At 60.4% G+C, this 12,734-nt stretch carries 14 protein-coding genes; 1 reads left to right on the top strand and 13 read right to left on the bottom strand.

Annotated elements, in window-relative coordinates:
* Positions 1-6: 6 nt before the first annotated feature.
* Positions 7-1,212: an acetyl-CoA C-acetyltransferase gene (locus FXO12_RS26405; RefSeq protein ID WP_057976364.1), complete on the bottom strand. Its 1,206-nt coding sequence runs from the start codon at positions 1,210-1,212 to the stop codon at positions 7-9.
* A gap of 647 nt (positions 1,213-1,859) precedes the next feature.
* Between FXO12_RS26405 and FXO12_RS26400 the strand changes: the two genes are divergently transcribed.
* Positions 1,860-2,660: a cytochrome c gene (locus tag FXO12_RS26400; RefSeq protein WP_057976410.1), complete on the top strand. Its 801-nt coding sequence runs from the start codon at positions 1,860-1,862 to the stop codon at positions 2,658-2,660.
* Positions 2,661-2,831: 171 nt separating this feature from the next.
* Here the strand turns inward: FXO12_RS26400 and FXO12_RS26395 are convergent, their stop codons facing one another.
* From FXO12_RS26395 to FXO12_RS26340, 12 genes are all read right to left on the bottom strand, one after another.
* The gene (locus FXO12_RS26395; RefSeq protein ID WP_054920491.1) at positions 2,832-3,614 is read right to left on the bottom strand and encodes a transglutaminase family protein; all 783 of its coding nucleotides are present in this window, start codon (positions 3,612-3,614) and stop codon (positions 2,832-2,834) included.
* Positions 3,611-4,561, bottom strand: coding sequence for an alpha-E domain-containing protein (locus FXO12_RS26390; RefSeq protein WP_034126756.1), 951 nt, complete (start codon positions 4,559-4,561; stop codon positions 3,611-3,613). The genes FXO12_RS26395 and FXO12_RS26390 overlap by 4 nt, the downstream gene beginning before the upstream one ends.
* Before the next feature lie 4 nt (positions 4,562-4,565).
* A complete protein-coding gene (locus FXO12_RS26385) occupies positions 4,566-5,975 on the bottom strand; it encodes a circularly permuted type 2 ATP-grasp protein (protein WP_054897219.1) in 1,410 nt (469 codons plus the stop codon).
* Positions 5,976-6,420: 445 nt separating this feature from the next.
* A complete protein-coding gene (locus FXO12_RS26380) occupies positions 6,421-6,762 on the bottom strand; it encodes a ribonuclease E inhibitor RraB (protein ID WP_003193463.1) in 342 nt (113 codons plus the stop codon).
* A 213-nt stretch (positions 6,763-6,975) separates the two neighbouring features.
* Positions 6,976-7,236 carry a hypothetical protein gene (locus FXO12_RS26375; protein WP_034126755.1) on the bottom strand — a complete coding sequence of 87 codons (261 nt, stop codon included), beginning with the start codon at positions 7,234-7,236 and terminating at the stop codon, positions 6,976-6,978.
* A gap of 79 nt (positions 7,237-7,315) precedes the next feature.
* Positions 7,316-7,921 (bottom strand): START domain-containing protein, encoded by a 606-nt coding sequence (locus FXO12_RS26370; protein WP_034126754.1) that lies wholly within the window; start codon positions 7,919-7,921, stop codon positions 7,316-7,318.
* Positions 7,922-7,962: 41 nt separating this feature from the next.
* On the bottom strand, positions 7,963-8,217 hold the full coding sequence (locus tag FXO12_RS26365) for a YkgJ family cysteine cluster protein (protein ID WP_034126753.1): 255 nt from the start codon (positions 8,215-8,217) through the stop codon (positions 7,963-7,965).
* A gap of 162 nt (positions 8,218-8,379) precedes the next feature.
* Positions 8,380-8,871, bottom strand: a complete 492-nt coding sequence (locus FXO12_RS26360) for a hypothetical protein (protein ID WP_034126752.1) — start codon at positions 8,869-8,871, stop codon at positions 8,380-8,382.
* Positions 8,872-8,964: 93 nt separating this feature from the next.
* Entirely contained in the window at positions 8,965-10,404 is a 1,440-nt protein-coding gene (locus tag FXO12_RS26355; protein ID WP_003193472.1) for a PLP-dependent aminotransferase family protein, read from the bottom strand.
* Between the two features lie 269 nt (positions 10,405-10,673).
* Positions 10,674-11,486, bottom strand: a complete 813-nt coding sequence (locus FXO12_RS26350) for an OmpA family protein (protein WP_057976366.1) — start codon at positions 11,484-11,486, stop codon at positions 10,674-10,676.
* Positions 11,483-11,845: a DUF4398 domain-containing protein gene (locus tag FXO12_RS26345; protein ID WP_003193475.1), complete on the bottom strand. Its 363-nt coding sequence runs from the start codon at positions 11,843-11,845 to the stop codon at positions 11,483-11,485. The genes FXO12_RS26350 and FXO12_RS26345 overlap by 4 nt, the downstream gene beginning before the upstream one ends.
* Before the next feature lie 9 nt (positions 11,846-11,854).
* On the bottom strand, positions 11,855-12,670 hold the full coding sequence (locus FXO12_RS26340; RefSeq protein WP_060772987.1) for an ABC transporter substrate-binding protein: 816 nt from the start codon (positions 12,668-12,670) through the stop codon (positions 11,855-11,857).
* Between the last annotated feature and the right edge of the window lie 64 nt (positions 12,671-12,734).

The following is a 12,734-nucleotide window of genomic DNA, read 5'->3' as shown; positions in this document are numbered from 1 at the left end:
TTAGGCTCAGAGGCGTTCGATAATGGTGGCGATCCCCATGCCACCGCCGACACACAAGGTGGCCAGGCCGTAGCGTTGCTGGCGCACCTCGAGCTCGTCGAGCAAGGTGCCGAGAATCGCGCAGCCGGTGGCGCCCAAGGGGTGGCCCATGGCGATGGAGCCGCCGTTGACATTGACCCGTGCGGCGTCGATGCCCATGTCCTTGATGAACTTGAGCACGACCGAAGCAAAGGCTTCGTTGACTTCGAACAGGTCGATGTCTTCAACCCGCAGGCCGGCTTTGGCCAGTGCTTTGCGAGTGGCCGGCGCGGGGCCGGTGAGCATGATGGTCGGGTCGGTACTGGTCACCGCCGTGGCGACAATACGCGCCCGCGGTTGCAGGCCCAGCTCGCGGCCTTTGGCCTCGGAACCGATCAGCATCAGCGCGGCACCATCCACGATGCCGGAACTGTTGCCCGGCGTGTGCACATGGTGGATGCGCTCCACGTGGCTATAGACCCGCAACGCGGTGGCGTCGAAGCCCATCTGGCCCATCATTTCGAAGCTCGGCTTGAGCTTGCCCAAGCCCTCGAGGGTTGAGTCGCCGCGGATAAATTCGTCATGGTCCAGCAGCACGATGCCGTTCTGGTCGTGCACCGCGATTAGCGACTTATTGAAGGAACCGTCTGCCCTCGCCCTGGCGGCTTTCTGCTGGGATTGTAGGGCAAAGGTGTCGACATCCTGGCGCGTGAAGCCTTCCAGGGTGGCGATCAGGTCGGCGCCAATGCCTTGGGGCGTGAAGTGGCTGTGCATATTGGTTTGCGGGTCGAGCACCCAGGCGCCGCCATCGCTGCCCATGGGCACGCGGGACATGGATTCGACGCCGCCGACGACCACCAGGTCTTCGAAGCCGGAGCGCACCTTCATCGCCCCCAGGTTCACCGCCTCCAGGCCCGACGCGCAGAAGCGATTGACCTGCACACCGGCAACACTGACATCCCAGTCGGCCACCAGCGCGGCGGTCTTGGCGATATCGGCGCCCTGGTCGCCCACGGGGGTGACGCAGCCCAAGACGATATCATCCACTTGGCGGGTGTCGAGGTCGCTGCGCTGCGCCAGCGCCGTGAGCAAGCCGGCCACCAGGTTTACCGGCTTGACGCTGTGCAGGGCACCGTCGCCCTTGCCTTTTCCCCGGGGCGTGCGTATCGCATCAAAGATCAAAGCTTGGGTCATGACATCCTCGAACCGCTATGGGTGTGTGCCCCTACCTTAGGCCCGATTGACACGGTTTCAATGACGGATGCGCTCATTGCTTTTGACCCCCTCGCTCGGACGAACGGTAGGTACCTACGGGAAATGCCTGATTAATCGTTTTAGCTGTCTAGCCCTAGGGCTGGCGCCAAGGTGGCAATAAGCCTCATGCCGTTTTTAGCGCAAATACTTCTTAGCTGATATGAAATGAGTCTAAGCCAGAAAGAACGGGCGCTCTAAGGTTGAATCTGTAAGACGCTGCTGCCGGGTTTTGCTGGAGCAGCTGTAAGAAAAGTGCAACGTCACCTCGCGATACTGACTTCAACGGCACGCATTTGACGCTCAGGAATAACAACAAAAGAAAAGGCAGTCAGCCATGTTCAAACAATCGAAAGTACGTCAGGCGGGACTTATCCTGTTCGCCACCACCTTGATTCTGATCTTGCCCAATTTAACCAAGGTTATTGGGTGACACTCCCAGCTTCCGTGCACACACCGCACCAGGCCTGCAGCTTTTGGCAGCACCTGCCAGGACATTGCGCTTAGCGCTCCTGTTGCAGGGGCTGTCTTTTTACCTGCCGTTTTCCGTTATCGTGTGCGCCCTCACTCTCTCGCAACGGGCCTGTGCCTTGAAACCGATCCTCGCCCTTTTTGCCCTGCTGCTGAGCCTGCCTGCGGCGGCGGCACAGTTGACCATCGAGTTGGACCACACCCACAAAACCTGGGAGACCGCCGAGCTGCTCAAGGATCCCGACGCTCAGACGGTGCAGATCGTTGATGATGTGTCCTACAAGCGCAACATGACCTATCGTGCGGTGCCCCTCGCGGTGCTCTTGCCGGGCCTTAAATCTGCGAACCACCTGCAAGCCGTTGCCCTTGATGGTTTTGCCGCCGAACTTGCCGCCGCGCCGTTGCTGGAAAAAAACGGCGCCCGCGCCTGGCTGGCCGTGGAAGACCCGGCCCATCCATGGCCACCACTGGCACAGGGCAAGCCCAGCGCCGGACCGTTCTATCTGGTCTGGACCAACCCTCAAGCCGGACGTATCAGCCCGGAACAGTGGCCGTTCCAGGTCTCCAGGTTCAAACAGTTGCAGACGGTTGGCGAGCGTTTCCCGGCGTTATTGCCCGACCCGAAGCTGGCGGCGAACGACCCGATCAACCAAGGCTTCGCGTTGTTCCAGAAGAACTGCCTCGCGTGCCATCGCCTCAATGGCGGCGGTGATGCCCAGATGGGGCCGGACCTGAATGTGCCCTACAACCCCACCGAGTATTTCAGCGGCGATTTTCTCAGGCGTTACATCCGCGACCCGCAAAGCCTGAGGCATTGGCCACAGGCGAAGATGCCGGCGTTTACAGCCAGTGTATTGCCAGACAATGAGTTGGACTTGCTGGTGGGGTATCTGCGGCATATGGCGGGCCGCAAGTTGTAGGGGCGAGCTTGCTCGCGAAAAGCCTGAGAGCACCGTCGATCGTTCCCACGCTCTGCGTGGGAACGCCTCTTGCGATGCTCTGCATCACGCTATGGGACGCGGAGCGTCCTGGGCTGCATTCCCACGCAGAGCGTGGGAACGATCAAGCAAGCTTGCTCCGACAGTTATCGGTCATTGCTGCGGCGCCACGAATACCTTGGCGTGCATCTGCTCATGCCCACCGCCACGGCGCATGCCGCGTACCGGACAGGCGTCGAGGTAGTCCAGGCCGACGGCCAGCTTCAAGTGCCGCTCCGGCCGGGCCAGTTGGTTGGTCACGTCAAAGCTGTACCAGGCGTCATCCAGCCAGGCTTCGGCCCAGGCATGACTGGCCAGGTGCGCGCTGTCTTCGGTGTACAAATACCCCGACACATACCGCGCCGGGATCCCCAGGCTACGTGCGCAGGCCAGGAACGCATGGGTATGGTCCTGGCACACCCCAGCGGCCCCTGCGAAGGCTTGGGCGGCGCAGGTATCGACGTCAGTCGCGCCGGGGGTGTAGACCATGGTGTGGTTCAGCGCCTGCATCAAGTCGATAAGCGCCGTGCGGTCGCGACGCTGATGGCAGTTTTGCTCGGCAAACCCGCGCAGGGCGTCGTCGGGCTCGGTGAGGCGCGTGGAGCGCAGGAACGGAAAGGCAGACTGGCTTTCGTGTTCGGCCTCGCGCAATTCATCGATCTCCACCACGCCCCGGGCGCCAATGATGATGGCGTCATGGGGCTCGTCCAGCGTAAGCACATGCAGGATGTTGCCGAACGGGTCCACCTGCGCCCGCACGGGGCGTGGAAGGTCGAGTTGCCAGCTCAGCACGTGCTGGCGCTCGCTGTCATGAGGGGTCAGTCGCAGGTACTGGATGCTGGCGCGCACCTGGTCTTCGTAGTGGTAGGTAGTGTCGTGGCTGATGGAGAGTCTCATGCCGCCTCCAGGTAGGAACTGTAGATGGCGTCGCCCAACTGGCGGACCAAGGGGATAAAGTCGGTCAGCCAGGCATGCAGGCCTTCCTCGAGGATTTCGTCGATGGCCGTAAAGCGCAGGCGCGCATCCATCTCGGCGGCCAGGCGCTGGGCCGGGCGACCATTGAGGCCTGGCAGGCTCGCGAGGATCTGGTCGATCTCTTCGCTGCAAGCACGCAGCGAACGCGGCACATCGGCGCGTAAGAGCAGCAGCTCGGCCACTTGCCGAGCGCCTGGCGCATCGCGATAAATCTCGGTGTACGCCTCGAACGACGACAGAGCGCGCAGCAACGCACTCCATTGGTAATACGCGTGAGCCGTACCATCGCTGACCGCCGCCGCCTGTTCGCCGGCCATTTCGTAGCGGGCATCCAGCAGGCGCAGGGTGTTATCGGCGCGCTCAATAAAGGTGCCCAGGCGGATAAAGCGGAAGGCATCGTTGCGCATGATGGTGCCGTACGTGGCGCCCCGAAACAGATGGGAACGCTCCTTGACCCACTCACAAAACCGGCTCATGCCGTAATGGCTGAGCCCCTGCTGGGCGATATCGCGAATGTCCAGCCAAGTGGCGTTGATGTTTTCCCACATGTCGGCGGTGATCCGCCCACGTACCGCATGGGCGCTGGCCCGCGCCGCACCCAGACAGCTGTAAATGCTCGCCGGGTTGGCCGCGTCCAGGGCAAAAAAATGCAGCAAACGTTCAGCGTGCAGTGGGCCATGGCGCTCGTGGTAATCGTCCAGAGTGCCGGTGATCAACAGCGGCATGGCTAATTCATGCAGGCCATCGCCGCGCCCGTCCTGGGGCATCAGCGACAGCGAATAGCTGACATCGAGCATGCGTGCGAGGTTTTCGGCACGCTCCAGGTAGCGTGACATCCAGTACAAATCCGAGGCAGTTCTACTCAACATGGCATCAGTCCTCGACCACCCAGGTGTCTTTGGTTCCGCCGCCCTGGGACGAGTTGACCACCAGCGAGCCTTCGCGCAGCGCCACACGGGTCAGGCCACCCGGCACCACGCGGGTGTCCTTGCCGGACAACACGAAGGGGCGCAGGTCGATATGGCGCGGGGCGATGCCGTTTTCGACAAATGTCGGGCAGGTGGACAAGCACAGGGTCGGCTGCGCGATATAGGCGTGTGGCTTGGCCTTGATACGCGCCCGGAACGCTTCGATTTCTGCGGTTGTAGAGGCCGGGCCAACCAACATGCCGTAACCACCGGAGCCCTGGGTTTCCTTGACCACCAGGTCGGGCAGGTTGGCCAGCACGTGGGACAACTCGTCAGGCTTACGGCATTGAAAAGTCGGAACGTTCTGCAGGATCGGCTCTTCATCGAGGTAGAAGCGGATCATCTCGGTGACGAACGGGTAAACCGATTTGTCGTCCGCGACTCCGGTGCCAATGGCGTTGGCCAGCACCACATTGCCGCACCGGTAGGCGGCGAGCAGGCCGGGTACACCGAGCATCGAGTCGGGGTTGAATGCCAAGGGATCTAGAAATGCATCATCGAGGCGACGGTAGATCACATCGACAGCCTTGGGCCCATCGGTGGTGCGCATGAACACACGGTCATCGCGCACGAACAAATCCGCGCCTTCCACCAACTCCACACCCATTTCCCGAGCCAGGAAGGCATGTTCGAAGAACGCGCTATTGAAACGCCCGGGCGTCAGTACCACCACACTGGGGTTATCCAGGGGGCTGGCGCTTTTGAGGGTGTCGAGCAGCAGGTTGGGGTAATGGTCGATGGGCGCGATGCGCTGGGCCGCGAACAACTCGGGGAACAGACGCATCATCATCTTGCGGTCTTCGAGCATGTAGCTGACACCGCTGGGCGTGCGCAGGTTGTCTTCGAGCACGTAGTACGTGCCGTCGCCATCGCGTACGAGGTCCACCCCGGAGATGTGCGAATAGATATCGCGGTGCAAGTCCAGGCCCCGCATTGCCAGTTGGTATTGCTCGTTGGCCAATACCTGCTCGGCGGGGATGATGCCGGCCTTGATGATGCGTTGGTCGTGGTACAGGTCGGTGAGGAACAGGTTCAGCGCCTTGACCCGCTGGATGCAACCGCGTTCGACAACCCGCCATTCACTCGCCGGAATGCTGCGGGGGATGGTATCGAAGGGGATCAGGCGCTCGGTGCCTTGTTCGTCCCCGTAGAGGGTGAAGGTGATGCCGGCGCGATGGAACAGCAAATCGGCTTCACGCCGGCGCTGGGCCAGCAGTTCGGCAGGGGTGTCGGCCAACCAACGGGCGAACTCGCGATAATGGGGGCGAACCTGCCCTGCCCCATCGTACATTTCATCGTAATAAGTGCGGATCATGCCGTACTCCTTGTCACCCGGACGCAAGAACCTTCGCAAGGCCCGTGCCAGCGGCATAAACACTTGATAATCAAACAGTTGCATAATCCGAGGGGATTTGCCGCACCGTCCTGGTGCGCGCAATTGCCTGGGCCACGCCGTACGCTCCGTTGCAATGCGGTGTTTGGCTATCAACAGCATAGTCAGAGTTGATTTCACTGCCCGCCTGCACATGCGGATAATCGCCCACATCGGTTGAACAGGACGTGTCCTACAGCCAAACCCTTTGCACATTCAGTAACGTATTGACTCGTGTACTGATGACTCCTCGGTCTTCCCTTTCCGCCACCCCATCCGGGTGGCTTTTTTTTGCGCCTGAAACGGCAGTTTCCGTTGCGACGGTAGCCCAAACAAAATCGGCCGACCCAAAGGTCAGCCGATACGCTGTGCTGCTCATAAATACCAACTACATGGGTAACCCACGCACCTCCTGCTTGACGCCCCATCCTTCGATGATCCCTCCCAGGGGCTCGACCACCGCTTCAAAGTCTTGCTCGAAGTCTCCTATGCCGTCGTAGGTTGCGAACATGATTTTGCTCAGTTCCAGGTACCAGGCGCCATCGTCGCGCGCGCTGACCTGGGCGTTGAGGGACTCCCCACGAAATCGACCCGCAGCCCTGCGCGCCCGTTCCTCATCCGGGAAAATGGCGTAGAACTCGATGGGGTGAAAGCGCGAGAAATCAAAGCCGCCTTCTTTCATGCGGCGCAGTACGTTGGTGCTGATGTCTTCTTGATAGGCTGTGCTCATGAAACGTCCTCCTCACACCGATGGATAGACTTTCCGTGCTTCCTGAAGCCCCGCGCCCTGCTGGCGCGGGCACCACGGCATAACAACACCGCAGGAAAACAAGCATGTAGCTGACAAGACCAGACCTTAGCGATTCATTCGCTGATCTCGATTGCAGAGTAGCGTGAAGCTGTCACCACCACCAGAGGGGCTTGAAGGGTCTATAGAAAATGTTCAGGCCGCGGGTTCGACCTTGAGGTCCTTGATACCATTCTGATCATGCAGGCTCTTGACCGTGGGGTCGGGGACACGGTCGGCAAGATCGTTAAGGTCCAGCTTTTCCAACACCGGCGACACACGCACGCGCACCATTTGTGCGGCTTCTTCCAGCGTCGGCTCATGCTCGCAGTCGAATTGCTCGACTACCGGCTCGCCGCGGTCGTTGATGAAAGAAACATTCCACTTCGGCATCGGTGCCTCCTCGATAAAACCCATAGGTGGGCTTACTTCTATCTGGACCGTGAGGGCTCGCCAAACGTTCCACTCAAGGCCGGAGGCACCGGATCAACTGCACTTATTTTTCAGCGTGTTCTTTCAAGGCTTTCAAGGTGTTAAACGGCGCGTCCACCACAAACTTGTTGGCCAGCCACGACGGCACGCTGCCGCCTGGCTCGGTGTGTACCTGGTAGGTGACTTCGGTCTGGTTATCGCCCTTTGGCACCAGTTTCCAGAAACCCTCCACCTGGGCGACCCGCACGTAGCCTTTTGCTTCGGGCTTGTAGGTCGGCACACCTTCCAGTTTGCGCGTGACGGTGCCGTCAGCGGCTTTGGTGGTGGTGACGTGGATGTACGAGTCGCGGTCCGTCACGGGGAACGGGGCCTTGAACTGGGTGTAGGTCCAGGCCTCGTCGCCTTTCTTGTCGACGAGTTTCTGGGATTTGCATTCATGGATCCATGCGCAAGCACCGACCACATCTTCCTGCAGCGCCTGGACCTTGGCCAAAGGCGCCTTGATCACGGTCACGCCGCGATAGGCCTTGTACTTGGAACCGGCAATCTCGCTCAGGGACACCTTGATACCGTCTTCGTCCTTGGCGACTTGCCAATCCTCAGCCTGGGCAGTGGCCGCAAACAACAGCGTAAAACCGCACAGCACAGCCACTCGTTTCAGCGAACCCATCGTTGTATTCCTTATTGTTGAAGTTCCGATAGTAAAGCCCATCAAGCCGCCGTCATCTGCTCCCACCAGCCGATCAGCCGGATGGCATCGGCCTGGTCGTTGCCGCACACCTCAATATCGGCCTTGAAATCACTGCACACGGCGGGCCGCTGCGGTTGACCGAACAACTGGCACAATTGTTCCACCGACAGGTGCACGCAACGGACGCCAGCGGGTTTGCCCTGGGGCATTCCGGGTAGTGGCGAACTGATGGAGGGGGCAATGCAGCAGGCGCCACAGCCTTCACGGCATTTCATGACCAGCAGGTCCTCGACGACTCAATAGGGATGGCCGGGCTAGAGTACGCCCTTAAACAGCCGTTTTAAAATGGCTCAACAGGGGTTTTTCGCACAAAACAAAAATGACCGACCAGTCTGCGACAGATGGTCGGCAACCTGGGTCACCTGTGGCCCGAAAGTTTATTGCTTGAATTCGAAATCCAGCGCAGCGCCTTCTACATCACGGCGCTCTTCGTTACGCAGTTGCAGCTTCATCTCATTGCTGAGCAAGCGGCCGTTGATCTGGAACGCACTGTTGTCGGTGGGCTTTTCACCAAACATCGGCGGCAACAGAGGCACGCTCTTGGGCTTGGGCATGGTGCCGATGGGTTGCAAGTGCCTGACCATGTCCGAAGGCAGGGACAGGTCCAACTGTGCCGGTGGCAGTTTGGTCTGGGCGACCTCATGGGCCGACTTGGACTTGCTCGCCACGGGTGCACGCTTTTTTGTCGAAGCGGCTTTCTTTTGCGCGGCAGGGGATTTTTTCGCAGGCGTTGGCTGCTTGGCTGAGGTCTTTTGCTCGGCACCGACAACAGGCTTGCCTTCAGCCACCGGCGCCGCAGCCAGCACGCTACCGGCATTGCACAGGCTCAGCAGACCAAGCATCAACGTAACGCGAAAAATAGAAGTCATATCGCCAACAGCATTAACGGCAGAAGGCCATATGCTCGCTTGTTGTGCGCGGCATGACAAGGGCACAGATCAGTCTTGTCCCCTTTGCTCGCCTCAAAAACCCGCTGCGGCCTCTTGGCACAGCTGGCTGGCAAGCATTCCCAGGGTCATCAACGCCCTCTCCGCCTCGCGGTTCCACGGCGTGCCGCAATTGAGGCGAATACAGTGGTTGAACTGTTCGGTATTACTGAAAATCAGCCCTGGCGCAATGCTGATGCCTTGTTGCAGGGCACGCACATGCAGTTCCTGAGTATTGACCCGCCCCGGCAAACTGACCCACAGGATAAAGCCGCCGGTCGGGCGGGTCATCTGGGTGCCCTCGGGGAAATACTGCTGCACCGCCAATTGGAAGGCGCTGAGGTTCTTGCGGTATTCCTGGCGGATGTAGCGCAAATGACGGTCGTAGCCACCGTTTTCCAGATAAGCCGCGACGCCCATCTGGGTGACGCTGCATGCCGAGTGCGTGCTGAACATCTGCAGGCGCTGGATTTCCTGCTGGTATTTGCCGGCAATCATCCAGCCAATGCGTACGCCCGGCGACAAGGTCTTGGAAAAGCTTGAGCAATAGATCACCCGGTCGAGGCGGTCGTAGGCCTTGAGGGCTTTGGTGCGGCCGAGTTCGAACATCAACTCGCCGTAAATATCATCTTCGACAATCTGGATATCGAAGTCCGACGCCAGGCGCAGCAACTGTTTCTGCCGCTCCTCCGGCATGGTGCCGCCCAGCGGGTTACTCAAGCGCGTGGTCAGCACCAGCGCTTTGATCGACCATTGGTTGGCGGCCAGTTGCAGGGCTTCCAGGCTCATGCCCGTGGCGGGGTCGCTGGGGATCTCGATCACCTTGAGGCCCAGCAGATCAGCCAATTGCAGCAAGCCGTAATAGGTCGGTGATTCAGCCGCGATCAGGTCGCCAGGGCGCGTCAGCACGCGCAACGACATTTGCAAGGCATCGACACAGCCGTGGGTAATCACCACTTCGGAAGGGTCCACTACCACCCCGGCATCGCGCATGCGGATCGCCACCTGGCGCCGCAGGGGTTCAAAGCCAGGGCTGAACATGTAGCTGAAGGCTCGTGGGCTCTGGAAACGCGTGACCTTGGCCAATTGCTGATGCAATGCCCGCACCGGCAGGTAGTCGACACTCGGCACCGCCGCGCCCAAGGGAAACACCCCTTCACGGCGCGACTCGACCAGCACCTGCTGGATGATACTGCTACGGGTGACCAACCCTGGGCGCTCGACCCGTGCGATATCAGGCGTAGGCGCCGTGAGTGCTGGCGTCTGGTGCACGTAGTAGCCCGACTGCGGCCGCGCCCGAATCAGCCCCTGGTCTTCCAAGTTGGCGTAGGCCTGCAGCACCGTGGCATGGCTCACATTGAGCTGGGAACTCATCTTGCGTACCGACGGCACGCGCTCCCCCGGTTGGTAGACACCGCGGCGGATGTCCTCAGCCAGTTGCTGGGCAATACGTTGGTAAAGCAACAGATTGGTCATGACGCAGCACTCGATTTCACGGGCATTTTATTTTTGTGTGAAACATACATACCGGCACAGTTTAGAAGTGTACGGGGACAGTTGCCACAATAGTCGAGCGTGGGCGGGAGTGACAGTAAAAACTGCCGGGGGAGCTGGGGTGGGCATCGCCGAAACGAAATGTGGGAGCGGGCTTGCTCGCGAAGGCGGTGTGTCAGTCAGCACATCCAGTACTGAGCCACCGCATTCGCGAGCAAGCCCGCTCCCACAATTTGGATCTGCGTCAGCTATTAGCGCGCTGCGCCCAATTGGCCCTTCTCGTCAGAGAACACAATTTCCACCCGACGATTCTGTGCACGACCACGCTCGGAGGCATTGGCTTCCACCGGGTATTGGTCGCCATACCCCTCGACCTCAATGCGTTTGTCATCGATACCCAGGTCCATCAACAGGTCGGCCACCGATTGAGCCCGGTCGCAGGACAGTTTCAGGTTTTCCTGCTCGCCACCGGTGTTGTCGGTGTAGCCCTCGACGCGCACCCGACGCTTGGGGTTCAATTGCAGGAATTGCACGATCTTGAGCACCGTGCGGTTGGCCGAGTTCTGCAGCTCCGCTTCGCCGGTGTCGAACAGTACGTCGCCCAGGGTCATCACCAGGCCACGGTCGGTCTGGGTAGTGAGGCTGGCGATTTGCGCTTCAACCCACTTGCCCTGCTGTTGCACGCTGGCCAGCTTGTTTTCGCGCAAGGCCAGTTGCAGGCGCTGACGTTCCAACTCCAGTTGGGTGCCGCGCTCGGCATTCAGGCCCTGCTGGGTGTGCTCTCGGGCGATGGCGCTGTAGCGCTGGCTCAGGTAGGCGTAATGCACCACATCGGAGCCGCTGCCCCAGTAGCTGGACAGGCGATCGGCGCGGGCCAGGGACTCTCCGGCGCGGATCACGTCCTTGGGCGCGAAGCGCAGCACGTTGGCGTCTTCCTTGACCTTTTGAAAGTCATCGCCGGCCTGCTGCAACGCCTGCTCACTCGTGGGTTGGCTCGCACAGCCGCCCAAGGCCACGCTGCCCAGCAGCAGTACACAGCTCAGGCCACGGATCATCGGGCTCATTGTGCTTCTCCCAACTGCAGCTGCTTACGCAGGCGAGTGATACGGGTATTGAGCACGTTCAATTGTTCCTGGCTCTTGCCGGTCAGCACTTTGGCTTCGGCCAGGCGTGCGTCCAGCTCAGCCTGCTCGGCGCGCATCCGCGCTCGCTTGTAGGATTGGTCGGCCATGTTGCCCTTGGCCCGGGCGAATTTTTCTTCGGCCAGCTTCAGTTCGGGGGATTCATCGGTGTTGGCCCCGACCGCGGTGGCTTGTTCCAAGGCTTGCTGGGTCAGGCGCATTTGTTCGATCGGCGCAGGATCGGTTGCGCATCCCGCCAGCGCGACAACGGCAAGGGCCGCGAAAAGAGCTCGAAAAATCACTGTAAATCCCTACTTTGTTGGGGTGCCGACAGGTTGTTGCAGTTGCGCTTTCCAACGCTCCAGATTGCGCTGCAGCGCGGCTTGAGCGGCACCGGAGGCGGGCAATTCTGTCATCTTTTTCGTCAGCTGTCCGCGAAGCCAAGGATCATTGCAGGCCGAGTTGTGGGAAATCGCCAGGTACAGGCCAGGCTGATCGACAGGCACCTCATGGGCCACCAGGTCATTACTCATGCCCAGGGTCTGGGCCATGGCCATGCCGGAATAGCGCCCAGCCAGCACGTAGTCCACCTCACCGAGCAACAGTTTCTGGAAAGCCGGCGTCAAATTGGGCAGGCGTTGCAGGTTGAGTTGCTGGCTGGCGAAGGTTTCGAACTCCGTGCTCAAACGCGCACGTTCCGAGACTGCGCCTTTGTGGCCGTGCAAATCGGCGGCGGTGGAATAGACCACGGCTGAATCCTTGCGCGTCCATACCAGGTAGTCGGTCTGCATCAGCGCCGGATGGATGTAGTCGAAGTGGTCCAGTTCACCCAGGTTCAGCGGTGCGTCGGCGAGAATGTCCATGCGCCCGCTGCGTGCTTCATCTAGGGCCAGGGAGCGTTTGCCGCCGTAGAGCAGGTCGATTTTCACCCCGAGCTCCTTGCCCACTTGTTGCAGCACGTCAGCGGTCGCGCCGATCAGGTGCGTAGGGTCCTGGGGGTCGCGCCAGAGTAAAGGCGGTGCGTCCGGGCTGCCGGTGATCACCAGGCGCTCGCACTTGCCGGCGGCGAGCGTCAGGCTCGGCAGCAGCGTAAGGCCTAGCAGTAAGGCCCAGGGGCGCAGTTCCATGGCAAGACTCTCCCGATCAGTAAAAAAAACCCGGTCATAAGACCGGGCTCTTTATAAGTGAAGC

The organism is Pseudomonas sp. J380, from assembly GCF_009827115.1.
Classification (GTDB): Bacteria; Pseudomonadota; Gammaproteobacteria; order Pseudomonadales; family Pseudomonadaceae; genus Aquipseudomonas; species Aquipseudomonas paracarnis.
Note: the sequence above shows the minus strand (reverse complement) of the source record. Positions and strands in the feature narration are given on the sequence as shown.

Bases quoted from the DNA above. Each gene is read 5' to 3' on its own strand.
- FXO12_RS26405 (WP_057976364.1), bottom strand. From the start codon at position 1,212: ATGACCCAAGCTTTGATCTTTGATGCGATACGCACGCCCCGGGGAAAA.
- FXO12_RS26395 (WP_054920491.1), bottom strand. From the start codon at position 3,614: ATGAGACTCTCCATCAGCCACGACACTACCTACCACTACGAAGACCAG.
- FXO12_RS26390 (WP_034126756.1), bottom strand. From the start codon at position 4,561: ATGTTGAGTAGAACTGCCTCGGATTTGTACTGGATGTCACGCTACCTG.
- FXO12_RS26385 (WP_054897219.1), bottom strand. From the start codon at position 5,975: ATGATCCGCACTTATTACGATGAAATGTACGATGGGGCAGGGCAGGTT.
- FXO12_RS26380 (WP_003193463.1), bottom strand. From the start codon at position 6,762: ATGAGCACAGCCTATCAAGAAGACATCAGCACCAACGTACTGCGCCGC.
- FXO12_RS26375 (WP_034126755.1), bottom strand. From the start codon at position 7,236: ATGGGTTTTATCGAGGAGGCACCGATGCCGAAGTGGAATGTTTCTTTC.
- FXO12_RS26370 (WP_034126754.1), bottom strand. From the start codon at position 7,921: ATGGGTTCGCTGAAACGAGTGGCTGTGCTGTGCGGTTTTACGCTGTTG.
- FXO12_RS26365 (WP_034126753.1), bottom strand. From the start codon at position 8,217: ATGAAATGCCGTGAAGGCTGTGGCGCCTGCTGCATTGCCCCCTCCATC.
- FXO12_RS26360 (WP_034126752.1), bottom strand. From the start codon at position 8,871: ATGACTTCTATTTTTCGCGTTACGTTGATGCTTGGTCTGCTGAGCCTG.
- FXO12_RS26355 (WP_003193472.1), bottom strand. From the start codon at position 10,404: ATGACCAATCTGTTGCTTTACCAACGTATTGCCCAGCAACTGGCTGAG.
- FXO12_RS26350 (WP_057976366.1), bottom strand. From the start codon at position 11,486: ATGAGCCCGATGATCCGTGGCCTGAGCTGTGTACTGCTGCTGGGCAGC.
- FXO12_RS26340 (WP_060772987.1), bottom strand. From the start codon at position 12,670: ATGGAACTGCGCCCCTGGGCCTTACTGCTAGGCCTTACGCTGCTGCCG.